Origin of the sequence: Acidovorax sp. LjRoot117, from assembly GCF_964252695.1 — a bacterium.
Lineage (GTDB): Bacteria > Pseudomonadota > Gammaproteobacteria > Burkholderiales > Burkholderiaceae_C > Acidovorax.
Map to the genome: position 1 here is coordinate 12,826 of NZ_CAXUPO020000018.1, position 25,927 is coordinate 38,752.

The following is a 25,927-nucleotide window of genomic DNA, read 5'->3' on the forward strand; positions in this document are numbered from 1 at the left end:
CGAGTTGATTGAATCCCCCCGCCCGCAAATTAAATCTATGCTTGATTCAGCGTAACGCTAAAGTTGGAAGTTGCGTTCCGAGGATTGGCTATATAGTAATTTTTCCCCGTGGTGAGCTTTCCGCCGGGGACAACGGTTCCATTTGTCGCGTCTTTGACAGGCGTTGGGTCTTCCTTGAGCGAAATGTCTTGTTTGATATCAAAAACGATGCCAGAGGGTAATGACAATGTAATGGATCCACCATCATCGCTGATGAGCGTAAAGTTCGGTCCGGACCGATGGGATTGGCCGGATTCGGGTTTTGGCAGCGAGGTTCCTGCGGCAATGACAGTCATTTTGAATTCCTTTGATTTGTGAGATTTAACAATGAGGATCGGCAAGTTGTTTTGCACTTGCCGATTTATTTCATTGGGAGTGGCTTAGTGCGTAGCATTAATTCGTCGCCTATCGCGATATAGACCATTTCGGTCATTCAATCCGAGTGGGTAATGAATTAATGAAATGCTCTGGATTTGATGTAATGAATATGAAATTTTGATAGGCGGATTCGTTTTATTTTTCAGGCCTATCAAATTTTATAGATCAGCAAGCGCCGAAGAGGGTGACGTTGGCGATGACGCTACCGTTCAGGTAGATCGTGGCCTTCAGGCCGGTGGGAATGAAGCTGCCGCAGGTTTGGGCGCACACCTTGATCTGACCGCCCACTGGAATATGCACTGGGGAGGTCACGCAGTAATTGCCATAGATCGGAATGGTGAAGCAGATCTTGTTGGTGGACGCGTTGTAACTTGCGCCAACGCAGACGGAAAGCTTCAGCGCATGGACGCCTTCCAGCTGCGCAGCTACGCCAGCATTGGCCTGCAAGGCCTGTGCGTGGCTGTTGCCTTCGGCGAAACCGGCTTCCGCAAAGTTGGGCACTTGGGCAGAGTTGTCATTGGCATTGTTTTGGTTGCAATTGCAGTCAGACATGGCTTTTCCTTGGAAATGGGATTTTCTGAAATTAATGCCGGCGTCGGAAGTGACTTGGTCCGGCATTTTCTCATGATGCTTTTGATTAATTTTAAATATCGATTTGATAATATTTAAAATGTTTTCTTTTTTGCGCTTCATGAGTGAAGGAATTCTCTGTCGTGCGTGGCCATATTGGCCTTAAGGCAAGCTGGCAAAAACTTAATAGTCCTTAAAAAATTCTTGATGTAGAGTCCGCCGGGCCACCTGAGGGGTGCATTGCACAGGTGATGAGAAACAGAGGCCAAGACCATGGAATTCACGTTTTCCCACTTCACGCTGAGGGTTCACGAGCGACAGTTGCTTTCCTACGGGAAGCCCGTCTTGCTGGGAGCGCGCGCTTTCGATGTGCTGTGCGCCCTGGTGCATAAGGCCGGCGGACTGGTGACCAAATCGGAGTTGTTCAGCCTGGTATGGCCGGGCGTGGTGGTGGAGGAAAACAACCTGCAGGTGCACGTGTCCTCACTGCGCAAGCTGCTGGGCTCCGAGGTGATCGTGACGATCCCCGGGCAGGGTTACAGGTTCGTGGCGCACGTTGCGCCGGTGGTGGTAGACGGCAGCGCCTCGGAGCTTCTGCCGTCCGTGGTGTCCAGTGCGTCCCGTTCGGTGGCAGTGCTTCCTTTCGGCGTCGCCGCGGGAATGTCCGACGACGGGTATCTGGCCGATGGAATGGCCGAGGACATCATCAACCGGCTCTCCCGGTCGCGATGGTTGTACGTGATAGCCCGCAACTCGTCGGTGAGCTACCAGCACCCACTGCCTGCGAGCGGCACCATCAGCCGCGAGCTGGGGGTCCGGTATCTCGTCTCCGGTTTTATCCGTTGGACCGGCAAACGCCTGCGGATCACCGCAGAGCTCATCGATGGACCGCGCAATGAAACCATCTGGGCGCAGAGCTTCGACAGGCCGGCGTACGACCTCTTTCAGGTGCAGGACGAAATATCGGCCGCCATCGTGAGCGCCATCGAGCCCGCCTACCTGCGGCGCGAGGAGTGGGCCAGCAGCCAGTCCACACCCCGTGACCGCGAGCATTGGGAGCTGTTGATGCGTGCACGCTGGCATTTCTGGCGCACCACGCTGGAGCACATGGACAAGGCAGAGCACTTTGCGAAAAAGGCGCTGCAGGCCAAACCCGACGATCCGCCGACCCTGGCCATGCTCGCTTTCATCTTGATGTCGCGGGTATGGGCAGGCTGGTCGGAGTCTCCCCGCATGGACATCGCCGAGGCCAACCGGCACGCCCTGCTGGCGGTCAGCCACGATGACAACGACGCCTTCGCGCATTTCACGCTGGGGACGGTGCTGTCGTTCTCGCGCAATTTTCCGCAGGCGATCTCCGAGCAGGAACATGCGCTGTCCATCTACCCGCAACTGGCCGCTGCTGCCGGCGAACTGGGGCGCCTGCTGGCGTTTTGTGGACGCACCCAGGAGGCTGCAAGCTACGTGCTGCAGGCCTGCGAGGCCAGTCCGCTCGATCCGCACCTGAGCCTGTGGCTGCGCACGCGAGCCCTGGCAAGCTTCATCGAGCGCGACCATGAGGCCGCGTTGAAGTTTGCCTTGCAGGCGCTGTCCAAGCGGCCGGACTGGTTCTTCAACCACTACCTCCTGGCGGCATGCCAGGTAGCCGCCGGCCATGTCGAAGATGGCCAGCAAACCCTGCGGCAGGCCCAGAAATTCGGGCCTTACACCATGCAGGCCTTGAAGGCCGGACACCCCTTCGCCGCCGAGGCGCATCTCAACGAGTACACGCACTGCCTGCGCCAGGCGGGCTGGAGCGAGTGACCCCGCTCAGCCACGCGTCCATGGGCTTGGCCTTCGGCCGTCAGTCGTCACGCGTTATGCGTTATCCGTTATTTGCAAGTTGCCAGTCCTTAGTTTTTAGTCATTCATTCATCCACAACAAGCCGCCTGAAATTCACTGGAGAGGGAAACCATGCCTGAAACGAATGCACCCCAGAAGATCGCCATCCTCGGAGGCGGCCTGGCCGCGCTGACGGCTGCCTACGAGCTGACCCGCCAGCCGGGCTGGCAGCAAAAATACGAGATCACCGTGTACCAGATGGGCTGGCGGCTGGGCGGCAAATGTGCGACCAAGCGGGGGCCCAACAACCGCATCGAAGAGCACGGCATCCACGGGTTTCTGGGCAGCTACTACAACGCGCTGCCCCTCATGGCCGACTGCTACAAGGCGCTGAGCCGCCCGGCCGACGCCAAACTCGCCACGTTCGAGCAGGCCTTCCTGCCTGAGAGTTTCGTGCTGATGTGGGAGTTCGAGAACGGCGGCTTCAAGCGCTGGCCCATGACCGTGCCGACCAACTCGCTCACCCCGGACGATGCCTCGTCGTTGCAGACCATCCGGCAGTGGATCGGCGGGCTGGCCGAGACTGCGCAGGGCCTGATCGACCCCCAGGCCGTGCCGGGCCTGAGCGAGATCCACCAACTGGAATTGCGCGCCGGGCAGGACATTTTGCGGCGCCTGCAGGCTGCCGTGCTGGATGAGAACGCCGAGCTGGCGGAGAAGCACCCCGTGCTCGACGAAGTGTGGAGCTGGCTGAACGCCCGGCTGAAGGCGTTGATCGAGGGCAACGACGACCTGAGGCGCCTGTACATCGTGCTCGAATACCTGATGGCCATCGTGCGCGGCGTCTTGGCCGACCGCATCATCGAGCGGGGCTTCGATGTGATCGACAACGAGAATTTCAGCGACTGGCTGACCCGCCACGGCGCGTCGGTCATGACGGTGTCGTCGCCGCTCGCGCTCAATACCGTCAACCTGTCCTACCAATACCCGCAGGGCGACACGGCCCGCACGGCCAGCATGGCGGCAGGTGCGTACCTGCACTGGTCGCTGCGCAGCTATGCGTACATGGGCGCGTTCGCCTGGCTGTTTGCCGCAGGCACCGGCGAGACCGTGATCGCGCCGCTGTACCTGGTGCTGCGCCAGCGCGGCGTGCAGTTCGAGTTCTTCCACAAGGTCGAGAACCTTGCGCTGTCGGCCGACGGCGAGTCGGTGGCCGCCGTGCAACTGGGCGTGCAGGCCACGCTGGTCAATCCGCAGGCTCCTTACGAGCCCCTGGTGCCGGTCGAGGGCCTGCCCTCGTGGCCTTCCGGCCCGGGCTATGACCAACTGGTGCAAGGCGATGCGCTGCGCGAGCAGAACATCGACCTGGAGTCGTACTGGACGCCGTGGAAGAACGTGGCCCAGAAGACCCTGAAGGCCGGCGAAGACTTCGACCAGGTGGTGCTCGCCATTGCGGTGGGTGCCGTGCCTTACCTGTGCAAAGAGCTGCTGGCCGCGCGCCCCGTGTGGCGCACCATGGTCGAGAAAGTGCCTACCGTACAAACGCAAACCATGCAGGTGTGGCTCAACCGCAGTACCACCGACCTGGGCTGGGACATTCCCCTGAAGAACCCCACGGACACGGTGATCGGCGCCACCTACATGAACCCGCTGGACGGCCAGGTGGACTTCACCCATCTGCTGCCGTGGGAGTCGTGGCCGGCCAGCCAGACGCCCAAGTCCCTGTGGTACTTCTCGGGTGCCATGGCCGACTACGAGCCACCGCCGCCGCTCACCGACACGGACTACCCGGCGCGGGCCCATGCGCGGGTCAAGGCGCAGTGCATTCAGTACCTGCAGGTGTGCATGGGACCGCTGCTGCCCAAGTCCACCACCAATGTGGTCTCGCCGCCGGGCGACCCGACCGGCATGGATTTCAGCCTGCTGCAGGACCACGACCCGGCCAATGCAGGGCAGGGCGTGCAGCGGTTCGATCAGCAGTTCTGGCGCGCCAACATCGACCCGTCCGAGCGTTACGTGATCAGCCCGCCGGGCAGCACGGCCGCACGGCTCAAGGCTTGGGAGTCCGGTTTCAGCAATCTGGTGCTGGCGGGCGACTGGATCTACACCGGCCTGAACGTGGGCAGTGCCGAGGGTGCCACCATGGGCGGGCGGCTCGCGTCGCATGCCATCAGCGGATACCCGGCGTTGGAAGACATCGTGGGGTATCCGGTGCCGGCAGCGACTCCGCCCACATCGCCGGTTTAGTCCGTTTAGGCCACCGTGCTGCTTTCAGCGGATAACTCATCCCGCCAGGAAAGCCACGTTGCCCGGCCGCCCTGGCAGGTCGAGCATGGCCACGGGCGCCGGGCTGCTGGCGACTTTCCTGCCCCGGCGGTACACCGCCAGCCGCGTGGCGCGCAGGCGGATGGCCTCGACCGGATTGCGTGCGTGCAGCAGCACGAAGTCGGCATGGCAGCCCGCCTGCAGCCCATAGCCCTCCAGGCCCAGCAGCCTGGCGGGGTTGACCGTCACTGCGTCGAAGCACTGGAGCATGGCGGCCTGGCTGGTCATCTGCGCCACGTGCAGGCCCATGTGCGCGGCCTCCAGCATGTCGGCGCTGCCGCCGCCGTACCACGGGTCCATCACGCAGTCGTGGCCGAAGGCGACGGTCAGGCCTGCGGCCATCAGCTCGGGCACGCGGGTCATGCCGCGGCGCTTGGGGTAGGTGTCGTGGCGGCCCTGCAGCGTGATGTTGATGAGCGGGTTGGCCACCACGCCCAGTTGCGCCTCGGCCATCAGCGGGATCAGCTTGCTCACGTAGTAGTTGTCCATGCTGTGCATCGATGTGAGGTGCGATCCTGCCACGCGGCCGTGCAGGCCCAGGCGGTGCGTCTCGTGCGCCAGGGTTTCCACATGGCGTGACAGCGGGTCGTCCGACTCGTCGCAGTGCATGTCCACCCGCTTGCCGAGTTTCGCCGCCAGCTCGCACAGGATCTTCACGCTCTCGGCGCCCTGGGCCATGGTGCGCTCGAAGTGGGGAATGCCGCCCACCACGTCCACGCCCAGGTCCAGTGCGCGGGTCAGGTTGTCGAGGCCGCCGGGCGAGCGCAGCACGCCGTCCTGCGGAAACGCCACGAGCTGCAGGTCCAGGTACGGCGCCACGCGCTGCTTCACGTCGAGCAGGGCCTGCACCGGCAGCAGGCTCGGGTCGCTGGTGTCCACATGCGAGCGGATGGCCAGCAGGCCGTGCGCCACGGCCCAGTCGCAGTACGCAAGGGCGCGCTGCACGATGGCCTCGTGCGTGAGCTGCGGCTTGAGCTCGCCCCACAGCGCGATGCCTTCGAGCAGGGTGCCGCTCTGGTTCACGCGCGGCTGGCCGTAGCTCAGCGTGGAGTCCATGTGGAAATGCGCGTCCACGAACGGCGGGCTGACCAGCAGGCCGCCCGCGTCCACGGTCTCGTGGGCGGGGGCTTGCAGGCCCTCGGTCACTTCGGTGATGCGCCCGTCCTGCACCGCGATGGAGACATCGGACCGGCCGTCGGGCAAGGTGGCGTGGGTAACGAGCAGGTCGAGCATGGTGTGAGGCAGTGCTGGGAGGGCAGGGTGGGCTAAAGAGCTGGGGGCACCGTCATGAAGCGCTGTCCACGGGTGTGTAGTGCAGTGTAGAGCGCTCGCGCGGTGCTGTGGGGCCAGCAGCATTCATGCCACGCACAGGCCGCAGTCCGCGGCTGTGTTCGGGGCTTGCCTGCGTGTGTCGGATTTCTTCAAGACGCCTGGCCGCCCCACGCCTATGCTCCACGCTTTTCCTGAATCTGAAGAAGGGCCCCCCTATGCAATTCGGCTACACCATCCTCTACGTCGAAGACGTTCCCCAGACCATTGCCTTCTACGAAGCCGCGTTCGGCCTCACGCGCCGGTTCGTGCACGAGGCTGGCGACTATGGCGAGCTGGACACCGGCGCGACTGCGCTGGCGTTCTCGTCGCTGCGCCTGATGACCGAGCTGGGCAAGAACCCGCAGCGCGCCACCGCCCGGGCCCCCAGCTTCGAGATCGCTTTCACCACCGCCGATGTCGCTGCCGCCGTGCAGCGCGCCGTGGCCGCCGGTGCGCGCCTGGTGCATGCGCCCGAGCAAATGCCCTGGGGCCAGACGGTGGCCTACGTGGCCGACATCAACGATGCGCTGGTGGAGCTGTGCACGCTCGTGGCGCCGCCGCCCGCCACCGCGGGCTGAACCGGGTTGGTGGCCGAGGACGCAACGCACGCTGCCGATGCGCAGCAAGCGCACTCAGCCATAGCCCGCCTGCGCCACCGTGGCCAGCAGGCCGGGTGAGCGGCGCAGCGCTGACGGCGACTGCCCCAGCCAGCGCAGGCAGTCGCGGCTGAGGTGGGCCTGGTCCGCATAGCCGTGGTCGGCCGCAATGCCGGCCAATGCCTCGCTGCCGCCCAGCGCCTGCGCCGCGCGGCGCACCCGGGCCAGGGCGCGCCAGTAGCTGGGCGGTTGCTGGGTCGCGGCACGGGTGAGGCGTTCCAGGCTGCGCTCCGACACCCCCAGGGACCGGGCCGCAGCCGCCACGGTGGCGGTGTGGGCCAGGGTGTGCAGGGCTTCCTGCACGCGCGCCTCCAGGTGCGTGTGCGTGTCGATGGCGTCGAGCAACTGCTGCTCCACGGTGGCGTCGATGTGCACTTGCTGACTGCTCCATAAGGCCCTGCGCACAGCCTGCGACCAGATGGCCTGCGCAGCGCGGATCAGCGCCGGGGCCTGCACCACCGTGCCCGGCCGCAGCCGGTAGCCGCGCCAGAACTCGTGGGCGGCCCCGGGCACGGTGACTGCGGCATCGGCCAGCGGCGATACCTGCCAGGCAGGGCGGCCCGCCGCATCCACATGCAGGATCAGGTCGCAGCAGCCATCGGGCAGCACCACCGTGGCGCCGGGCTCGGTGGTGCTTTGCTGCCAGCGGGCCAGCAGGCTGCGCGGCAGCAGCTCTGCGGCAGGCGGGGCGGGCGGCGGCTGCAAAAGATCCATGGCGGGATGGCGCCGTCAGCGCGAGGGCATGGTGCGGTAGCGCAGCGCGCCGGGCCGGTGGCCTGCATCGATGGTGATGCGAAACACACTGTCGTCATGGCCCGACTCGGCCCGCGCGGTGAAGCGGATGCCCTGCGGCGTGGCCTGACAGCGCATCTGGCTCAGCGAGATGGAGGCATGGTCATTGTTCAGCGCCGCCACGCCCACGGTCTTCACCTCGTGCGCGGAGTCGGTGTCGTCACGGCGCAGCCACTGGATGTACAGGAACGACTGGGCGTACCGCGTGGCATGCACGATGCGGTACATGCCCCTGCGGCTGCCATCCTTGCCGGGCGGGGCGGGCCATTCGCCGCAGGCCTGCACCCAGTCCACATCGGGCTCTGCGGCAAAGGCGCCATAGGGCAAGTCCATGCCCAGTGCGTGGGCGTTGCCGGCGGCTGCAAGCATCAGGGCCATGGTCCACAGTGCGGGCCGAAAGAGTTTGTGCATGGGTATCGAAGGGTTGTCGCAGAGGCGATGGCACAGGGTTCAGGTCAAGGCTCACTCAAGGCTCACTCAAGGCTGCCAGCGCACCTGCACCGTCCAGCCCGTGGCGGCGAACAAGGGCTTGAGCACCGCCTCGGCATTTTCCTTGGCGGTGGCCACGGTGCTGCTGGCCTGGCAGGTGCGCTCCACATCCTGCTGCGCGCGCTGCAGGGCAGTGTCGATGGCCTGCGTGTGGCTGGCCGAGCCCGGGATCAGCGGCTCGATGCCCGTGCCCTGCACCGCGTAGAAGTAGGAGCCGCCCTGGTCGCGCGGGCCGTGCTGCACCCGGGCCGACAGCGTGACAGGCGCTGGCAGCCGCAGCACGGCGGTGCGGGCAGCAGCGTCCACCGCTTCATAGCGGGCCTGGCGCATGTCGGCGCCCACCAGGCAGTCGCCGCGGGCCACCAGCAGCACCTGCGTGCCGCCCAGCTTCAGCTCCCACTGCGTCCACGGAATGCCCTGCGTGATCTGCTGCGTGAACTCGATGACGTTGGCATACCGCACCTTGACCGAGACCAGGTGGCCCATGTCCTCCAGCGTCAGCAGGGCAGGTGGGGGCGGCGGCGCGGCAGGCCGGTGCAACACGGCCCACAGGCCCAGCCCGCCCAGCACCATGCCCAGGGCGGTGCCGGCGAGGGCCGCGGCCAGCGGGCTGCGGCGCGGCGTGGCGACGACGGTGTCCGCCACGGTTCAGGCGCCGTGGCGCCGGTAGCCTGCCAGCAGTGCCGCAAGCACACCCATGCCCACGGCGCAACTGCGGTTGAGCCAGCGCAGCCCGCGCTGCGACAGCCACCGCACGGCCTGCCAGCCTGCAGCGGCGTAAGCCACCATGACCAGCGTGTCGAGCCCCACGAAGAGCGCGCCCAGCACCGCGTACTGCAGCGCCTGCGGCTGCGCCGGGTCCACGAACTGCGGCAGAAAGGCTGCAAAGAACAGCAGCGTCTTGGGGTTGGACAGCGCCACGCCCAGGCTGCGCGCAAACGCTGCCCGCCCCACGGCCTGCTGGCCTGGCACCTGGGCCACGGCGGCCTGCACATCCACCGGCGGGCTGCGCCACAGCTGCACGGCCAGCCACAGCAGGTAGAGCACGCCGGCAACGCGCACCGCGTTGAACAGCGTGGCCGATGCATTGAGCAGCGAACCGAGGCCCACTGCCACCACGGCGATCAGGATGCCTGCACCCAGCCCCGCGCCCGCCATGCCCCAGGCCGCACGGCGCATGCCGCCGGCCATGCCGTTGGCCAGCGCCAGCAGCATGGTGGGGCCGGGGATCACGGCCAGCGCCAGCGAGGCGGCGGCGAACATGAGCAGGGTTTGCAACGTGGGCATTCAGCGTTCTCCTTTGCGGTAGGGCTTCATCAAGGCCTGAGGATACGCGGCCTTGCGCGCCACCAGCACCAGCGCCAGGATGGACAGCCCGTACGGAAGCATCAGATAGACCTGGTAGGGCAGCCACGCATCGCCCGCCTGCTGCAGCCGCAACTGCAGCGCATCGCAGAAGGCAAAGAGCAAGGCACCCAGCAACGCCTTGCCCGGCCGCCACGAGGCGAACACCACCAGCGCCACGCAGATCCAGCCGCGCCCGTTCACCATGTTGAAGAAAAACGCGTTGAACGCCGACAGCGTGAGGAAGGCACCCGCCACGCCCATCAGCGCGGACCCCGCCACGATGGCCCCGGTGCGCGTGGCCGCCACCGGAATGCCCTGGCCCTCGGCCGCCTGCGGGTTCTCGCCCACCATGCGCACCGCCAGGCCCAGCGGGGTGCGCATCAGCACCCAGGCCAGCAGCGGCACCAGCACCAGCGCCAGCAGCGTGAGCGGCGTTTGCGCCGACAAAATGGGTATGCCCAGCCACTCCATCGGCGCAAACGGCTCGATGGTGGGCGGCGTGTTCACCTTCGGGAAGCTCACCCGGTACCCGTAGTACGACAGCGCCGTGGCCAGCAGCGTGATGCCGAGGCCCGACACATGCTGCGACAGCGCCAGGCCCACCGTCAGCCACGCATGCAGCAGCCCGAACGCCGCGCCCGTGAGCGCTGCCACCAGCACCCCCGTCCACAGGCCGTGCCCGGCATGCACGGTCAGCCAGCCCGTGAAGGCCCCCGCCACCATGATCCCCTCGATGCCCAGGTTCAGCACGCCCGCGCGTTCGCACAGCAACACGCCCAGCGTGCCCAGGATGAGCGGCGTCGCCACGCGCAGGGTGGCGATCCAGAAGGCCGGGTTGGCGAGGATGTCGAGCAACTCGGTCATGCGGCGGCGCTCCGGTCTTTCGCTATCAAATTAGTAGCTTCTAGCGCTTGATAGGCAAGCGGTAGGGGCATTTTTTGTTTGAATTTTGGGTGCATGGCGGGTTCACTTCCAGCGCACCCGGTACTGCGTGAGCAGCCCTGCCACCAGCACCGCGATCAGCGACGTGGCCACGATCACGTCCGCAATGTAGGTCGGCACGCCCACCGCGCGGCTCATGCTGTCGGCCCCCACCAGCACGCCCGCCACGAACACGCCCGCCGCCACCACGCCCAGCGGGTGCAGCCCTGCCAGCATGGCGATCACGATGCCGCTGTACCCGTAGCCCGGCGACATGTCGAGCGTCACATAGCCGGTGCGGCCCGCCACCTCGATGGCCCCCGCCAGACCCGCCAGGCCGCCCGACAGCAGCGCCACCAGCACCACGGTGCGCGTGATGGGCACGCCCGCAAACGCCGCCGCCCGCGCATTGGCACCTGCCGCGCGGATGTCGAACCCCGGCACCGTGCGCGCCAGCAGCGCCCACAGCATCACCGCCAGCGACACGGCCCACAGCAGCCCCGTGTGCAGCCGCGTCTGCGGCACCAGGCGCGACAGCTCCAATTCGCTCTGCAGCGCCACGCTCTGCGGCCAGCCCATCGAGAGCGGGTCCTTCATCGGGCCGTCGAGCAGTGCCGACACCAAGAGCAGCATGATGAAATTGAGCAGCAGCGTGGTGACCACCTCGTCCACCCCCAGCCGCGCCTTCATCAGTGCCGGGCCCAGCAACAACAGCGCCCCCGCCATCGCCGCCGCCAGCATCATCAGCGGAAAGAGCAGCCAGGGCGACCATTCCAGCCCCGTGCCGCCGTGCATCCCGCCCACGGCCACGGCGGCCAGCGCGCCCGCGTACAACTGCCCCTCGGCACCGATGTTGAACAACCGCGCCCTAAAGGCCACCGCGGCTGCCAGCCCGGTCAGGATCAGCGGCGTGGCGCGGGTGAGCGTTTCGGTCAGCGCAAACACCGAGCCGAAGGCGCCCTGCAGCAGCAGCGCGTAGGTCTGCCCCACCGGCGCGCCGGCCCACAGCACGAGCAGCGCGCTGATGAGCAGGGTGAACACCACGGCGCCCAGCGGCGCCAGCACGTAGGCCGCGGGGGAGGTGTGGTTGCGTTTTTCGAGTCTCATCGTTGTCCGTTGTCTCTTGCATGCGAAACGGGCGCGGCCCACGCCCGTGCACCCGTGGAACTGGCTTCGCCAGGCCACCGGGTGCGTCCCCCTCCCGAAGGAGAGGGGCTGAGGGCCGCGGCTCCAAGCCCGCCTGCGCAGGCTTGGACGGCCTCGAAGAGCCGGCGCCTCGGGCGCCGGCACCGAGGCGCGAAGCGACGCAGGGGGAGCTTCATATCACCCCCGCCATCGCCAGGCCGATGGCCTCGCGCGTCCAGCCCTCGGCAGGCAGCGCGTCGCCCAGGTGCCCTTCGTGCATCACCGCCACGCGGTCCCCCAGCGCCAGCACTTCATCCAGGTCGTCCGAGATCAGCAGCACGGCTGCGCCGCCGTCGCGCGCGTTGATGAGCTGCTGCTGCACCAACATCACCGCGCCGATGTCCAGCCCCCAGGTCGGCTGGTGCGCGACGATGAGGCGCGGGGCGGCGGCGGTGCCGGCGGCATCCTGCGGCGGCAGCAGGGCGCGGCCCAGGATGAGCTTTTGCATGTTGCCGCCCGACAGCGCCCGGGCAGGCGCATCGGGCCCGCCACCGCGCACGTCGAAGGTGCGGGCCAGGTGTTCGGCATGCGCGCGTGCGGCCCGGCGCTTGACCCACAGGCCCTTGAACCAGGGCTGCGCGAACCAGCGGCTGCGCAGGCGTTCGGACACCGCGTTCTCCCACACCGGCAGGTCGCCCACTACGCCCACCGCGTGCCGGTCTTCCGGGATGCGGGCCACGCCCTGTTCCACCAGCCACGCGGGCTGTGCGCGCAACGGTGCGCCCAGCAGCGTGGCATAGCCCGACACAGCGGCGCGCACGCCGCACAGCACATCGGCCAGCGCCACCTGCCCGTTGCCCGACACACCGGCAATGGCGACGATCTCGCCCGCATGCAAGGTGAGCGACACGTCCCGCAGCCGGTCGCGCCCGGTGGGGGCGGTGCTGACGCGGTCGAGCACGCACACCGGTGCACCCACCTGGCGCGCGGGGCGGCGTTCTGCGGCCTCTACGGCATGCCCCACCATCCATTGCGCAAGCTGGCCCTGCGTGGTGCCTTGCGCTGGCGCCTCGGCCACCAGCCGCCCCTGGCGCAGCACGGCCACGCGGTGCGACACGCGCAGCACCTCGGCGAGCTTGTGGCTGATGAAAATGATCGACAGGCCCTGCGCCACCATCTGGGCCAGCGTGTCGAACAACGCCTCGCTCTCCTGCGGCGTGAGCACCGCGGTGGGCTCATCCAGGATCAGGATGCGCGCGCCGCGGTACAGCGCCTTCAAGATCTCCACCCGCTGACGCTCGCCCACCGACAGGCTGCCCACCCGCGCATCGGGCTGCACTGGCAGCCCGAACTGCTGCGACACCGCCAGCAGCCTGGCCCGTGCCGCCGTGCGCCGCGAGAACGGCTGCCACAGCGGCTCGGTGCCCAGCAGCACGTTGTCCAGTACCGTGAGGTTGTCGGCCAGCGTGAAGTGCTGGTGCACCATGCCGATGCCCGCACCGAGCGACGCGCGCGGCTGGCCCGGCGGCAAGGGCTTGCCGAACACTTCGATATGCCCTTCATCGGCCACGTAGTGCCCGAACAGGATGGACATCAGCGTGGACTTGCCCGCCCCGTTCTCGCCCAGCAGCGCCAGCACCTCGCCGCGCTGCAGGGTCAGGCTGATGCCGTCGTTGGCAACCAGCTTGCCAAAGCGCTTGGTGATGTTCGTCAGGTGCAGGACGGCGTCGGGCATGGTGTGTGCGATGGAGTGCGTTATTTGCAATGCCTGTTCAATGCGCGCCACTCCCTCTCCCCCCGCGGGAGAGGGCCGGGGAGAGGGGGGCGGCATCCGCACCAGCGCAGCGCCGGCTGCACGTGCCCCCTCTCCCCAACCCCTCTCCCGCGAGGGGAGAGGGGCTCCATGCGGCCAGCGCCCGCTGCGGGTTCATGGTGTCACTTCCAGCTGGCCAGAAACGCCTGCAGCACCTTGGCCGAGTTGGCCGCGGCCAGGTGCATGAAGGTGTCCATCTCGTTCTCGCCATCGCCCCCGCCGGCCAGGTCGCTCAGTGAGCGGAAGGCGATGTAGGGCACGCCGTTGCTGTGCGCGACCATGGCGGTGGCGGCGGTTTCCATGTCGAGCACGTTGGCATCGAAGGTCTTGAACGCGTATTCGCGGAACGCCTTGTTGTCCACGAAGGCCTGGCCCGAGACGCCGTTGCCGCCGATCACCATGCGGGGGCGCTCCTTGAGGCACTTGTCGGCGTGGCAATGGTCCAGCGCGACGCTGGTGCCCAGGCTGCGCGCTACGGCCAGCATGCGGGCGTCGGCGGCAAACCAGAACTGCTTGGTCAGGGAGGGTTGTGCGGCGCTGCGCACCTCCACCGGGCGGGGGTGCATCATGCCGAAGGCGGGCAGGGTCAGCTCGCTTTTCATCCAGGCCGGGGCGCTGTACTGGCCGGGTTTGTCCTCGCGGGCCATGAGCCATTCCATGTACTGGCCCCACTGGGCAGGCACTGTCACGTCGCCGATGTGCAGGCCCGGGTTCACGCCGCCCGCGATGCCGCTGAACACGATGTGGCTGACGTTGAAGCGGTCCAGCGCGAGCTGGGTGTTCATGGCCGCGTTGGTCATGCTGATGCCCGACAGGAACACCACCACGGGCTGGCCCGACAGGGTGCCGGTGGTGAACTCCACACCGTTGATGCGGTGCTTGGCGGCTTGCTGCACCTGGGGCAGCAGCACGGTGAGTTCGGGCTCGAAGGCCGAGATGACGGCGATGCGCGGTGTGGCATCGAGCTGCACCACCGCAGCCCTCGATGAACGAGTGGGTGCTGTGCTGCAGCCTGCCACCGCCGCGGCCAGGGTGGCCGCCGCCAGCAGGCGCAGCCCGTGCCGGGCGAGGGTGCTGCGAAGATGGGTGGAAGTGGTGGTGCTGCTGCTGGATGAGGGCATGGTCAGGTCCTGAAAATGTCAGAAGTGCCGCAGCCTAGCGCAAGGCCGGTGCGGTGCGGTGCCGGCAACGCAGTGGAGGGCTGCCCGGCACCATTGACGGCAACGGTGTGCGCACGGCCGGTGGGTGACGGTGGCGGGTGGTCCACCACCGTCACGGGCGCTGCACCGCTGGCCGCGCCCATCAACGCAATGCCGACGGCATTACTTCGATTACTTCGCCGTGGACTTGGGCTGGCTGTCGTCCACCTTCACCGTGAACTTGCTGGCCAGGATCTCGGCCTCGCGCGCCTTGACCTTGGCCACGATGTCGGCGGGCACCTTTTTCTCGAACGTGCCCAGCGGCGCGAGTTCAGAGCCCTTGTGCTTCATCATCGAATACGGGCCGTAGTCCTCGGGCGTGAACTTGCCTTCCTTGACCAGCTTGAGCGCGCGGTCGATGCTGGGCTCCATGTGCCACAGGGCCGACGCCACCACGGTGTCGGGGTACTTGTCCTGCGTGTTGATCACGTTGCCGATGGCGAGCTTGCCCTTTTCCTTGGCCGCGTCGGACACGCCAAAGCGTTCAGCATAGAGCACGTCGGCGCCCTTGTCGATCATGGCAAACGTCGCTTCCTTGGCCTTCGGCGGGTCGAACCAGCTGTTGATGAAGCTCACGGTGAACTCGACCTTGGGATTGGTCTCTTTCGCCCCCGCCATGAAGGCGTGCATCAGGCGGTTCACCTCGGGGATGGGAAAGCCGCCCACCATGCCGATCTTGTTCGTCTTGGTCATGCCGCCCGCGACCATGCCCGACAGGTAGGCGGGCTCCTGGATGTAGTTGTCGAACACGCTGAAGTTGGGCGCCTGCGGCTTGCCGGACGAGCCCAGCAGGAAAGACGTCTTGGGGAAGTCCTTGGCCACCTTGCGCGCGGCGGCCTCCACCGCAAAGGCCTCGCCCACGATGAGCTGGTTGCCGCCGGTGGCGTACTCGCGCATCACGCGCTCGTAGTCGGCGTTGGAGACGTTCTCGCTCGACTTGTATTCGATCTCGCCCCGCGCCTCGGCGGCCTTCAGCGCTTTGTGGATGCGGCTCACCCATTGCTGCTCGTAGGGCACCGTGTAGATCGCCGCGACCTTGAGCTTGGCCTGCGCCCCCGCCAGCGAGGGCGCCAGGCCCAGGGCGGCCGACAGGGCCATGGAGGTGCAGAGCAGGCGTCCGGTGAAGATGCGGCGAGTGGTCATGGCAACGCTTTCTTGGGTTGGGTGCAATAGGGCAGTGAACTTGGCTCCAAGCAATAAGCATGCACGACGTTGCAGTGGCCTGCAACCGGCGGAGCGCCGTGCCCGGCCACGGGGCCCTCCCCCAAGGCTTAGCGCAGCGCACGATGTTCGCTTGCCAGGCGAGCCATCACGGGGCGGGCGGCCGCGCGCTGGGCAGGGGGCTCTTCCGTGGTGCGTGCCGATGCACTTTTATGTGCGACAGGCAACGCCACACGACGTGTTGTGCTGAATCAAAAGCCAAAAGTCGGTAATGTTCCGAATGCGACCAAGGCACCCTTTTGGGGTGTGTTCTTCTAGTTACAATTCGCCGCCCGCAAGCAGCGGGTCTATAAAACGAAGAGGGATTTCTTGTGAAAGCTTTGCTTGCAGCAGCGGCTGCCCTGTCGCTGGTAGGGTGTGCATCGGTCATGAACGACACCACGCACGGAGTGCGCGTAGACACCAAACAAAAGGGCGGCACCGTCGTGGTGGGCGCCGAGTGCGTGGCCACCAACGATTACGGCTCCACCACCTTCAAGTCGGGCACGATGCAGGCCCTGCGCCGTTCGTCCAAAGACATGACGATCGTGTGCACGCAGCCCGGCGAGGACGCCGCCAACGGGTCCCTGGTTTCCCGTCCCAATGGCGCTCTGGCCGGCAACATCATCCTGGGTGGCGTGATCGGCGCTGTCGTGGACCACAACCGCGGCACGGCCTACACGTACCCCACGTGGATCGAGATGGTGTTTGGCGAAACGCTGGTGTTCGACAGACAGCTGCAAAAAGGGGATACCGCTCTGGCGGGCGTGCCCGCCAACTCCCCAGCGGCCGTGGCCAAGGCACCTGGGAGGAGCAATGCGTCTTCAACCGAGTGCATGCAGCAGTTGCCTGGCGCTATTTGCTGACCCGACCGCCTTTGGGCCGTCTTCCGCCACGTACAAAGCCTCGCTGTTGCGAGGCTTTTTTACGGGTGCCCGTGGCGCCTACTTGGTGCCAAAGATCCGGTCGCCCGCATCGCCCAGGCCCGGCAGGATGTAGCCGTGGTCGTTCAGCTCGCGGTCGATGGCGGCGGTGAAGATCGGCACGTCGGGGTGGGCCTTTTGCAGCGTGGCCACGCCTTCGGGGGCGGCCAGCAGGCAGACGAACTTGATGGAGCGGGGGTTGAGCTTCTTCAGGCGGTCCACACACGCGGCGGCCGAGTTGCCGGTGGCCAGCATGGGGTCGACGACGATGATGTCGCGCTCTTGCATCTCGGACGGCATCTTGAAGTAGTACTCCACGGGCTGCAGCGTGGCCGGGTCGCGGTACAGGCCGATGTGGCCCACGCGGGCGCCGGGCACCACGTTGAGCATGCCGTCCAGAAAGCCGTTGCCCGCGCGCAGGATGGACACCAGCACCAGCTTCTTGCCGTCGATGACCTTGCCGGTCATGGTCTCCAGCGGGGTTTCGATCTCGAAGTCCTGCAGCGGCATGTCCCGCGTGACTTCGTAGGCCATCAACGTGGACAGCTCGCCCAGCAGGCGGCGAAAGCTGTTGGTGCTGGCGTCCTTGCGGCGCATGAGCGTGAGCTTGTGCTGGACCAGGGGGTGGGTGATGACGGTGACGTTGTTGTTGCTAGCGGTGCTCATGGCGCGGCCTCGGGTGTGCTGGGAATTGAATGAATGGCGGTGGGTGTATTTTCACCTCCATTCGCCGCGGGGCCGGGAAACCCGAGCGGCGGGGGCGCCCCGGCGGGGGGGCCAGGGCGTGTGATGGCAAAGCTGCAGCGACGTGCACAGCCGTACAGAGCCGTACAAAGCCACAGGCCCCGGCGCGCGGCCCGCTCAGTCCGCCAGAAACCGCGAGTACCGCGCCAGGTCCACGTTGCCGCCGCTCACGATGACGCCCACGCGCTCGCCGTGCAGCAGCTTGGCGCCGTCGTCCTCGCCGGAGAAGGCCTGCACGCCCGCGAAGGCGAGGGCGCCAGTGGGCTCGACGGTGAGCTTCATGCGCGCGGCGAAAAAACGCAGCGCTTCGATCAGCTGCGCGTCGCTCACGGTGATGATGTCTTCGACATGGTCGCGGATGATGGGGAAGGTCAGCGCGCCCAGCGACTGTGTCTGCGCCCCGTCGGCGATGGTTTGCGGGTGGTCAATGGTCACGATGTGCCCGGCGCGCAGCGACTGCTGGGCGTCGTTGGCGGTGGCGGGCTCGACACCGATGACCTTGCACTGCGGCGCCAGCGCCTGCGCGGCCAGCAGGCTGCCCGAGAGCAGCCCGCCGCCGCCCAGGCAGACGAAGAGGTAGTCGAGGTCGGGCACCTCCTGCAGCAGCTCCAGCGCGGCGGTGCCCTGGCCCGCGATGACGTGCGGGTGGTCGAACGGCGGCACCAGCGTCATGCCGCGCTCGCGCGCGAGTTGGCGGCTGATGGCCTCGCGGTCTTCGGTGTGGCGGTTGTAGGTGACGACCTGGGCGCCGTAGTCGCGCGTGGCGGCCATCTTGGAGGTGGCAGCGTCTTCGGGCATGACGATCAGGGCGGGCATGTCGAGCAGCCGGGCCGACAGTGCGATGGCCTGCGCGTGGTTGCCCGCCGAGAAGGTGAGCACGCCGCCCTCGCGCTGCGCATCGCTGAACTGGGCCAGCGCGTTGTACGCGCCGCGGAACTTGAAGGCGCCGGTGCGCTGCAGGTTCTCGCACTTGAAGAACAGCTTGGCGCCCAGGCGCTGGTCGATGGCCGTGCAGCGCATCACCGGCGTGTGGTGCGCGACGCCTGCGAGCCGCTGCGCGGCGGCGGCCACATCGTCGTAGGTGGGCAGGGGTAGGCTGGGCACGGTCATGGTGGCGTCCTCGCTGCGGGGCGCGGCCTGCCCCGGGTCGGCACATGATAGCCCTTGGTAGCGGTTTTGGGGTTAAAAATGACTGCTACCGCTTGATGGGTGGACGCTGGTAGCTATGAAATCGATAGTGATTGAATGGCTGGGGTAGGGCGGCGCTTCGGAGGGTGCGCCCTGGCTTCGACGGGCTCAGCCCGAACGGGTGGGGTGAGTGCTCCCAAGCTGTAGACACGCAGAGGTGGCGCAAGCAGCCGGCCACGACCGCAGCCCGCGGCTGCCCACCGCCCGCGCCATTACCCCTGTTCGCTGAACCGTATCAGCGGCGTCAGCGCCGGGAAGTCGCCCGCACGCTTTTGCTTCATGGCCGTGACGGACTCGCGCACGTGCTGGTTGCTCCAGATGGCGCCTTGCAGCCAGCCCATCTGGCGCAGGCTGTCTTCCACACTGTGGTCGCGGGCGTAGTTCAAGGCCTGCTTGGTGCCCCAGATGGCGACGGGGGGCTTGGTGGCGATCTCCTGTGCGCACTGCAGTGCGGCGGCGACCGTGGCCTCGTGGGTGTCGAACACCTCGTTGACCAGCCCGTGGCCCAAGGCCTTGGCGGCGCTCAGGCGGCGGCCGGTGTAGGCCAGCTCCTTGACCACGCCCAGCGGGATGAGCTTGGGCAGGCGCTGCAGCGTGCCTACGTCGGCCACCATGCCGATGTTGATCTCCTGGATGCAGAAGAAGGCGTCGGCCGTGGCGTAGCGCACGCAGGCCGCCGTGACCATGTCCACCGCGCCGCCGATGCAGCCGCCCTGGATGGCCATGATGACGGGGATGCGCAGGCTCTCGATGCGGCTGAAGGTGGCCTGCATGTCGGTGAGCAGGTCGAAGATGGCGGCCCGGCCCTCGGGGCTCTGGTCGTCCATGGTGATGGCGCCGCCGAAGGTCTCGAGCGCCATGCCCGCGCTGAAATGCTTGCCGGTGCTGCTGATGACCAGCGCCCGGGCCTCTCCCGCCTTGTTCAACTGGGCCAGCACCTCGTCCAGTTCGCGCCAGAAGGTGGGGTGCATGGTGTTCATGGCCTCGGGGCGGTTCAGCACGAGGTGGGCAACGTGGCTGTCGATGCTGAGCGAAAAGCAGGTGAAGGGCGGTGTGTTCATGGGCAGGCACTGTAGACCCGGCGGGCAGCGCTGTGTCGTCGCGTGGGTGACTTGGGGGGCGCCTTGGATATGAAAAGGGGCTCTATCGCTTTCCCTCTGTGCGCAGGGCGCTATGGATTGCGTAGCAGAGCGGAGGCAGTGTGGCTGCACCGGGCTGCGGTGCGATTGCTGCGCCGTGGCGCGCCACTGCTGCGCAACCGTCCGCAATCGCAGCGGCAGCGTGTTTAGCCTCGGTGGCTTTTCTTTATTGCAAGAAAGGCCTTGTGTGAATCGCTTCCAATGCTGCGGTGCGGCGCCCGCCCTCGTCCTGTCCGTTGCACCGATGCAGCGCCTTCGATGCCTTGCTGACGGAGCAGGCGCATGACCACCTGGGTGCTGCTGGGCTTGCTGGCCGGGCTGGTGCTGGGCACCTATGACTTTCTGACCAAGATCGCGCTGCGGGAGACCGGGGTGCTGGCCGTGGTGGTGGCGTCGTCGCTGCTGGGAGCCTGCGCATGGCTGCCTTTCATCGTGGTGCCGGGCGGCAGCGCTGCAGCGCAGGTGCTGGGCCCGCTGGGCTTGCACCCTGCGCCGCTGGCCTGGCAGGCGCATGCGCTGCTGCTGCCCAAGTCGCTGATGATGGTGGCGACCTGGGTGCTGTCGTACTACGCGGTCAAGGCGCTGCCGCTGTCGATATCGGCCGGGGTGCGCGCGTCGGGGCCGGTGTGGACGGCGCTGGGCGCCATCGTGCTGCTGGGCGAGCACCTGAGCGCGTGGCAGTGGGCGGGGCTGGCGGTGGCCATGCTGTCGTACCTGGCGTTTTCGCTGATCGGGCAGAAGGAGGGCATCCGCTTCAGCCGCGATGGCTGGGTGCTGTGCATGGTGGCGGCCACGCTGCTGTCGTCGGCCAATGCGCTGTACGACAAGCACATCGTCGCGCAGCTGCGGCTGGACCTGGCGGCGGTGCAGGCCTGGTCGGCCGTGCAGCGGGGCGTGCTGGCGCTGTGCCTGCTGCCGTGGGTGGTGACGTCTGTGTTGCCGGGGCGGGGCGGACGTGGCTTGCGAGGGCGGTGGCCGGGTTGGAGTGCGGCGTGGCCCGCTGTCTGGCCGGTGGTGGCGATTGCGGTGGCGTACGTGGTGGCCGAATACATCTACCTGGCCGCGGTGCAGGTCGAGGGGGCCATGATCTCGGTGATCTCCGTGCTGCGGCGGACCAACCTGGTGATGGTTTTCGGCCTGAGCGCCTGGCTGCTGCAGGAGCGGTTCATATGCCACAAGACCGTGGCGATGGCGGGTGTGCTGGGGGGCATCGTGTTGATGGTGAAGACGGGGTGACACCTGGGCAGCTGGCCCGCGTATTCCCCTTTCTGCGGCACAGGTGGCCGGCGTTGGCAGGCGCTATGGCGCCGCGTTGCCCTGACGTGCCAATTGCCGGATCCAGTCCATCACGGCCTGGCCGCGCGGCGTGATGACGGTGCGCTCGGACGCGAGCAGGTAGTACGACTGCTCGGCGGGCAGCGCCACGTCCGACAGCCGCACCAGCGCGCCGGACGCCAGCAGGTCGTGCACCAGCGACTGCCGCGCCAGCGCAATGCCCTGTTCGGCCAGGGCCGCGTCGATGAGCAGCGCGGTGTCGGTGAAGGTCATGGCGCGCTGCGCCGCCGCCACGCGGATGCCTGCCTGTGCCAGCCACGGCTGCCAGGGTTGCCGGGTGTGGGTGAGCAGCGTGCCCTTGCGCAGCGCACGCTCGCTGGCCGGGACGTCCAGCCGCCGCAGGTAGCCCGGCGCCGCCACCGGGAACCACACGTCGTCCAGCAGCTTTTCGCAGTGGTAAGCGTGCGGCCGGGCGCGTGCAAAGCGGATGGCGATGTCGGCGTCGCCCTGGTCCACGTCGGCCAGGTCGGTGCTGGCCTGGATCTCGATGCCGGGCGCCTGCCCGGTGGCCTGCAACTGCGCAAGCGCCGGTACCAGGCGCAGCCGCGCGAACGAGGGCAGGGCGCTGATGCGCACCACGCTGCGCTGCTGGTGCGCGTAGCCGGCAAACGTGTCCTGCAGGGCCTGCAGCGCGGTCTTGGTCTGCTGGTGCAGGTGCAGGCCTTCAGGCGTGGGCGCCACCGACCGGGTGCTGCGGGTGAACAAGGGCACGCCCAGGGTCTTTTCCAGTTCGCGCACGCGGTGGCTCACGGTGCTGGCCGACAGGCTGAGCGCGTCGGCCGCTTTTTGAAAGCTGCGCCACTGCATCACCGCGTCGAAGGCGGCGATGAGGTGCAGCGGCGGGATGGAGTGCATGGGGGCGAGGTTACCTGCGCGCGCCGCGTCAGTCGCCGCCGCCACCTCCGCAGCCGCCGCCGCAACTGCCCCCGTCACCACCTGCGTCGCCGCTGCTCCCGTCATTGCTGCTGCTGCTGGAGTGGGAGCTGGAGCTTTCGGCACCGCCGAAGTCGCCCGAGCTACCGCTGTAGCCGCTGTTGGCAAAATGGGTGCCGCAGTAGGTGCCGCTGGCGTCGCCCCCAGCATCGCTCTTGCGGATGATGTCGCGGCAGTCGGGCACGTAGGCAAAGCCGCCGGCAATCGCGAGCTTGGCGTCCAGCGCGAACAGCAGCGGCAGGCGCGAAGGGTATTTGGGGTGGATGCCCTCGTCCTTGCACGCCCAGTACCAGGCGCGGCGCAGGCCGTCGTTGTTCTTGGCCCGGGCGCCCAGGGCCTCGGCGGGCGTGTGGTGCAAGAAGAAGCCCAGCGCGCGCTCGCACCAGGTCTTGTAGGCCTGGGTGTGCAGGATGAACTCGTGCCACATGGCGTCCACCGCCTTGGACGGCATGGCGACGAACTGCTTCCGGCTGCGCATGCAGGCCATGAAGAACTGGCGCAGCCCGCGCTCGACCAGCTCGCAGTCCTTCTGGTTCAGGTGGGGGTACGCTTCGCGCAGTTTGCGCTTCAAGAACTGGGGCAGGGCGGCTTCGCGCACATAGCGCTCGCGCACCACATTGGTCCACTGGATGACGATGGCCGTCAGCACCACGGTGGCGACCGCATACGCCGCCCACGTCCAGCGCATGCGCCACAGCCCGGCGAACATGCCCACAAAGACCAGCACCCAGATGCCGCTGGCCATCAGCACTGTGCGGGGCCCCCAGCGCACGAGCAGGTTGTCGATGCGTCCCATCCCATCCTCCTGTGGTGTGTTGTTTTGTGCGCGCATGGTGCCATGCCTGCACGCACGCCGGGAGAAGAATTTGAGGGGGTGTGGCGAGGATGTTGAATGCTATTGAATTGATAGCTTCTGGCGCCTGATGGATAAGCGGTAGAGACCTCTGCAGTGCACTGTCTTCAGCCCTGATGTGCCCCCAGCGAGATCCCTTTGTCCAAGACCGTCATGACTGGCGCGCCCCAGGCCAGTGCACCCGTGGAACTGGCTTCGCCAGGCCACCGGGTGCGTTCCCCTCCCGCGCAGCGAGAGAGGGGGAAGGCGCGCAGCGCGGGAGGGCGAGCTACCTCTTCTTGCTGCCGAAGATCCCGCCCAATACGCCGCGCAGAATCTCCTTGCCGACACTCGTGCCCACGGTGCGCACGGCCGACTTGGCCATGGTCTGCACCAGACCGTCCTTGCGCCCGCCGCGCGGGCCGGTGGTGCCAAAGAGCAGGTCGTTGAGAAAGCTGCTTTCCTGCGGCTGGGCGCCTGTACCCGCCGTGCCCACCGGGGTGCCGCCGCCCGTGCGTGCGGCAGGCGTGCCGGCCGGTGCCGCGGGGGCGCTGTCGGCCCGGCCCTTGAGCTTTTCATACGCGGACTCGCGGTCCACCGTGGTCTCGTACACGCCGGCCACCAGCGAGCTGGCCATCAGCGCCTGCCGCTGCTGCGGGGTGATGGGGCCGAGCTGGCTGCCCGGGGGCAGCACGAACACGCGCTCGGTCACGCTGGGGCGCCCCTTGGCGTCCAGAAAGCTCACCAGCGCCTCGCCCACGGCCAGCTCGGTGATGGCGGTCTCGATATCGAGGCCCGGCTTTTGCCGCATGGTGGTGGCCGTGGCTTTGACGGCCTTCTGGTCGCGGGGGGTGAAGGCGCGCAGCGCGTGCTGCACGCGGTTGCCCAGCTGGGCCAGCACGCTGTCGGGGATGTCGAGCGGGTTCTGCGTGACGAAGTACACGCCCACGCCCTTGGAGCGCACCAGGCGCACCACCAGCTCGATGCGCTCGATGAGCACCTTGGGCGCCTCGTTGAACAACAGGTGGGCCTCGTCGAAGAAGAACACCAGCTTGGGCTGGTCGGGGTCGCCGATCTCGGGCAGTTGCTCGAACAGTTCGGACAGCATCCACAGCAGGAAGGTGGCGTACAGGCGCGGCGAATTCATGAGCTTGTCGGCCGCCAGGATGTTCACGACACCGTGACCATCGACGGTCTGCATGAAGTCCTGGATGTTGAGCATGGGCTCGCCGAAGAACGCACTGCCGCCCTGCTGCTCGATCTGCAGCAGCCCGCGCTGGATGGCGCCCACGCTGGCGGCGCTCACGTTGCCGTATTCGGTGGTGAACTCCTTGGCGTTGTCGCCCACGAAGGTCAGCATCGCGCGCAGGTCTTTCAGGTCCAGCAGCAGCATGCCGCTGTCGTCGGCGATCTTGAACACCATGTTCAGCACGCCCAACTGCGTCTCGTTCAGGTTGAGCATGCGGCCCAGCAGCAGCGGGCCCATGTCGGACACCGTGGCGCGCACCGGGTGGCCCTGCTGGCCGAACACGTCCCACAGCGTGGTGGGGCAGGCCAGGGGCGGGGGCACATCGAGGCCCCGCTCCTTGAGCACGGCGGCCAGCTTGTCGCCGATCTTGCCGGGCTGGCTTGCGCCGGTCAGGTCGCCCTTCACGTCGGCCATGAACACCGGCACGCCGATGCGCGAGAAGTTTTCGGCCAACGTCTGCAGCGTCACCGTCTTGCCGGTGCCCGTCGCGCCGGTGATCAGCCCGTGGCGGTTGGCCAGGCCGGGCAGCAGGTGGCATTCGATGGTGTCGTGCTTGGCGATCAGAAGGGGTTCGGCCATTTCGGGTTTCCTCGGGGGCGGGGTCGGCAAAAAGTAAAATCGGCAGATGACTTGTTCGGCCCGGGCGCTACAGAGGCAAAACGGGTGGATCGGGCGCCGCCTGAGGGGCGCAAAAACCAGCCTCTGCAGGCGCTGGCGGCGGAGTTTGCACCGCCGCCGTGGCGCGAAAGACACGGTTTGCCGCTGCACCGGGCCCAACAAGCATGGCTAGATTAAATCAATACAAAAGGACTTCTCGTGGCAGGACACAGCAAATGGGCGAATATCCAGCACCGCAAGGGGCGGCAGGATGAAAAGCGCGGCAAGATCTGGACCCGCATCATTCGCGAAATCACCGTGGCTGCCCGTTCCGGCGGCGGCGACCTGTCTGCCAACCCCCGCCTGCGCCTGGCGGTGGACAAGGCCAAGGCGGCCAACATGCCCGCCGACCGCATCAAGTACAACATCGACAAGGCCACCGGCAACGCCGAAGGTCTGACATACGAAGAAATCCGCTACGAAGGCTACGGCATCGGCGGCGTGGCCATCATGATCGACACCATGACGGACAACCGCGTGCGCACCGTGGCCGAAGTGCGCCACGCCTTCAGCAAGCACGGCGGCAGCATGGGCACCGAAGGCTCGGTGGTGTTCCAGTTCAAGCACTGCGGCCAGCTGATCTTTGCACCCGGCACGAACGAGGACCAGGTCATGGAAGTGGCGCTGGAGGCCGGTGCCGACGATGTGGTGACCGGCGAGGACGGCGCCGTCGAAGTGCTGACCAGCCCTGCCGACTTCGAAGCCGTCAAGCATGCGCTGCAGGCCGCCGGCCTCACGCCCGAACTGGCCGAGGTGACGATGCGGGCAGAAAACACCATCGAGCTGACCGGCGACGACGCCGTGCGCATGCAAAAACTGCTGGACGTGCTGGAAGATCTGGACGACGCTCAAGAGGTCTATCACAACGCGGCGTTGTGAAGCTCCCCCTGGGGCGCTGCGCGCCTTCCCCCTCTCTCGCTGCGCGGGAGGGGGACGCACC

Annotated in this window: 24 protein-coding genes; 6 read left to right on the plus strand and 18 right to left on the minus strand. The window is 67.0% G+C overall.

Features of this window, described 5'->3' with window-relative positions; genetic code table 11:
* Positions 1 to 35 precede the first annotated feature (35 nt).
* Both ACSQ3D_RS26735 and ACSQ3D_RS26740 read right to left on the minus strand, forming a co-directional pair.
* Positions 36 to 335 carry a hypothetical protein gene (locus tag ACSQ3D_RS26735; RefSeq protein WP_156370498.1) on the minus strand — a complete coding sequence of 100 codons (300 nt, stop codon included), beginning with the start codon at positions 333 to 335 and terminating at the stop codon, positions 36 to 38.
* Between the two features lie 247 nt (positions 336 to 582).
* Positions 583 to 1,110, minus strand: a complete 528-nt coding sequence (locus tag ACSQ3D_RS26740; RefSeq protein ID WP_235504085.1) for a hypothetical protein — start codon at positions 1,108 to 1,110, stop codon at positions 583 to 585.
* Positions 1,111 to 1,260: 150 nt separating this feature from the next.
* Here ACSQ3D_RS26740 and ACSQ3D_RS26745 point away from each other — a divergent pair, with 150 nt between their 5' ends.
* On the plus strand, positions 1,261 to 2,790 hold the full coding sequence (locus tag ACSQ3D_RS26745; RefSeq protein WP_436128849.1) for a winged helix-turn-helix domain-containing protein: 1,530 nt from the start codon (positions 1,261 to 1,263) through the stop codon (positions 2,788 to 2,790).
* 151 nt (positions 2,791 to 2,941) lie between these two features.
* Positions 2,942 to 5,056, plus strand: coding sequence for an NAD(P)-binding protein (locus tag ACSQ3D_RS26750; protein WP_436128850.1), 2,115 nt, complete (start codon positions 2,942 to 2,944; stop codon positions 5,054 to 5,056).
* 36 nt (positions 5,057 to 5,092) lie between these two features.
* Here the strand turns inward: ACSQ3D_RS26750 and ACSQ3D_RS26755 are convergent, their stop codons facing one another.
* Positions 5,093 to 6,367: an amidohydrolase family protein gene (locus tag ACSQ3D_RS26755; protein WP_436128851.1), complete on the minus strand. Its 1,275-nt coding sequence runs from the start codon at positions 6,365 to 6,367 to the stop codon at positions 5,093 to 5,095.
* Positions 6,368 to 6,621: 254 nt separating this feature from the next.
* On the opposite strand from ACSQ3D_RS26755, the gene ACSQ3D_RS26760 reads away from it, so the two are divergent.
* Positions 6,622 to 7,023 carry a VOC family protein gene (locus ACSQ3D_RS26760; protein ID WP_436128852.1) on the plus strand — a complete coding sequence of 134 codons (402 nt, stop codon included), beginning with the start codon at positions 6,622 to 6,624 and terminating at the stop codon, positions 7,021 to 7,023.
* A gap of 54 nt (positions 7,024 to 7,077) precedes the next feature.
* Here the strand turns inward: ACSQ3D_RS26760 and ACSQ3D_RS26765 are convergent, their stop codons facing one another.
* The 9 genes from ACSQ3D_RS26765 to ACSQ3D_RS26805 all read right to left on the minus strand — a co-directional run bounded on the left by ACSQ3D_RS26765 (position 7,078) and on the right by ACSQ3D_RS26805 (position 15,930).
* Positions 7,078 to 7,815, minus strand: a complete 738-nt coding sequence (locus tag ACSQ3D_RS26765) for a helix-turn-helix domain-containing protein (RefSeq protein ID WP_436128853.1) — start codon at positions 7,813 to 7,815, stop codon at positions 7,078 to 7,080.
* A 15-nt stretch (positions 7,816 to 7,830) separates the two neighbouring features.
* Positions 7,831 to 8,304 (minus strand): hypothetical protein, encoded by a 474-nt coding sequence (locus ACSQ3D_RS26770; RefSeq protein WP_436128854.1) that lies wholly within the window; start codon positions 8,302 to 8,304, stop codon positions 7,831 to 7,833.
* Positions 8,305 to 8,370: 66 nt separating this feature from the next.
* The gene (locus tag ACSQ3D_RS26775; RefSeq protein ID WP_436128855.1) at positions 8,371 to 9,027 is read right to left on the minus strand and encodes a DUF4230 domain-containing protein; all 657 of its coding nucleotides are present in this window, start codon (positions 9,025 to 9,027) and stop codon (positions 8,371 to 8,373) included.
* Positions 9,028 to 9,030: 3 nt separating this feature from the next.
* Entirely contained in the window at positions 9,031 to 9,669 is a 639-nt protein-coding gene (locus ACSQ3D_RS26780) for a LysE family translocator (protein WP_436128856.1), read from the minus strand.
* Positions 9,670 to 10,593 carry an ABC transporter permease gene (locus ACSQ3D_RS26785; RefSeq protein WP_436128857.1) on the minus strand — a complete coding sequence of 308 codons (924 nt, stop codon included), beginning with the start codon at positions 10,591 to 10,593 and terminating at the stop codon, positions 9,670 to 9,672.
* 102 nt (positions 10,594 to 10,695) lie between these two features.
* Positions 10,696 to 11,757, minus strand: a complete 1,062-nt coding sequence (locus ACSQ3D_RS26790; RefSeq protein ID WP_396505201.1) for an ABC transporter permease — start codon at positions 11,755 to 11,757, stop codon at positions 10,696 to 10,698.
* Positions 11,758 to 11,968: 211 nt separating this feature from the next.
* The gene (locus ACSQ3D_RS26795; RefSeq protein ID WP_436128858.1) at positions 11,969 to 13,510 is read right to left on the minus strand and encodes an ABC transporter ATP-binding protein; all 1,542 of its coding nucleotides are present in this window, start codon (positions 13,508 to 13,510) and stop codon (positions 11,969 to 11,971) included.
* A 200-nt stretch (positions 13,511 to 13,710) separates the two neighbouring features.
* On the minus strand, positions 13,711 to 14,709 hold the full coding sequence (locus ACSQ3D_RS26800; RefSeq protein WP_436128859.1) for a 5'-methylthioadenosine/S-adenosylhomocysteine nucleosidase: 999 nt from the start codon (positions 14,707 to 14,709) through the stop codon (positions 13,711 to 13,713).
* A gap of 210 nt (positions 14,710 to 14,919) precedes the next feature.
* On the minus strand, positions 14,920 to 15,930 hold the full coding sequence (locus ACSQ3D_RS26805) for a BMP family protein (protein ID WP_436128860.1): 1,011 nt from the start codon (positions 15,928 to 15,930) through the stop codon (positions 14,920 to 14,922).
* A 389-nt stretch (positions 15,931 to 16,319) separates the two neighbouring features.
* On the opposite strand from ACSQ3D_RS26805, the gene ACSQ3D_RS26810 reads away from it, so the two are divergent.
* Positions 16,320 to 16,853, plus strand: coding sequence for a hypothetical protein (locus tag ACSQ3D_RS26810; RefSeq protein ID WP_396505197.1), 534 nt, complete (start codon positions 16,320 to 16,322; stop codon positions 16,851 to 16,853).
* Between the two features lie 78 nt (positions 16,854 to 16,931).
* On the opposite strand, the gene upp is transcribed toward ACSQ3D_RS26810, so the two are convergent.
* From upp to ACSQ3D_RS26825, 3 genes are all read right to left on the minus strand, one after another.
* Positions 16,932 to 17,576: a uracil phosphoribosyltransferase gene (gene upp / locus ACSQ3D_RS26815; protein WP_056165581.1), complete on the minus strand. Its 645-nt coding sequence runs from the start codon at positions 17,574 to 17,576 to the stop codon at positions 16,932 to 16,934.
* A gap of 195 nt (positions 17,577 to 17,771) precedes the next feature.
* Positions 17,772 to 18,764 (minus strand): threo-3-hydroxy-L-aspartate ammonia-lyase, encoded by a 993-nt coding sequence (locus ACSQ3D_RS26820; protein ID WP_056419850.1) that lies wholly within the window; start codon positions 18,762 to 18,764, stop codon positions 17,772 to 17,774.
* A gap of 290 nt (positions 18,765 to 19,054) precedes the next feature.
* Positions 19,055 to 19,903, minus strand: coding sequence for an enoyl-CoA hydratase-related protein (locus tag ACSQ3D_RS26825; protein WP_436128861.1), 849 nt, complete (start codon positions 19,901 to 19,903; stop codon positions 19,055 to 19,057).
* Positions 19,904 to 20,263: 360 nt separating this feature from the next.
* Between ACSQ3D_RS26825 and ACSQ3D_RS26830 the strand changes: the two genes are divergently transcribed.
* Positions 20,264 to 21,217 (plus strand): EamA family transporter, encoded by a 954-nt coding sequence (locus tag ACSQ3D_RS26830; protein ID WP_436128862.1) that lies wholly within the window; start codon positions 20,264 to 20,266, stop codon positions 21,215 to 21,217.
* Positions 21,218 to 21,280: 63 nt separating this feature from the next.
* Here ACSQ3D_RS26830 and ACSQ3D_RS26835 read toward each other — a convergent pair whose 3' ends face one another.
* The 3 genes from ACSQ3D_RS26835 to ACSQ3D_RS26845 form a co-directional block, all read right to left on the minus strand.
* Positions 21,281 to 22,171: a LysR substrate-binding domain-containing protein gene (locus ACSQ3D_RS26835; RefSeq protein ID WP_436128863.1), complete on the minus strand. Its 891-nt coding sequence runs from the start codon at positions 22,169 to 22,171 to the stop codon at positions 21,281 to 21,283.
* Between the two features lie 28 nt (positions 22,172 to 22,199).
* A complete protein-coding gene (locus ACSQ3D_RS26840) occupies positions 22,200 to 23,045 on the minus strand; it encodes a glycine-rich domain-containing protein (protein WP_436128864.1) in 846 nt (281 codons plus the stop codon).
* A gap of 325 nt (positions 23,046 to 23,370) precedes the next feature.
* Complete coding sequence (locus ACSQ3D_RS26845) at positions 23,371 to 24,909, minus strand: helicase HerA-like C-terminal domain-containing protein (RefSeq protein WP_436128865.1); 1,539 nt, start codon at positions 24,907 to 24,909, stop codon at positions 23,371 to 23,373.
* A gap of 237 nt (positions 24,910 to 25,146) precedes the next feature.
* Here ACSQ3D_RS26845 and ACSQ3D_RS26850 point away from each other — a divergent pair, with 237 nt between their 5' ends.
* Complete coding sequence (locus ACSQ3D_RS26850; RefSeq protein WP_436128866.1) at positions 25,147 to 25,866, plus strand: YebC/PmpR family DNA-binding transcriptional regulator; 720 nt, start codon at positions 25,147 to 25,149, stop codon at positions 25,864 to 25,866.
* Positions 25,867 to 25,927: the final 61 nt, after the last annotated feature.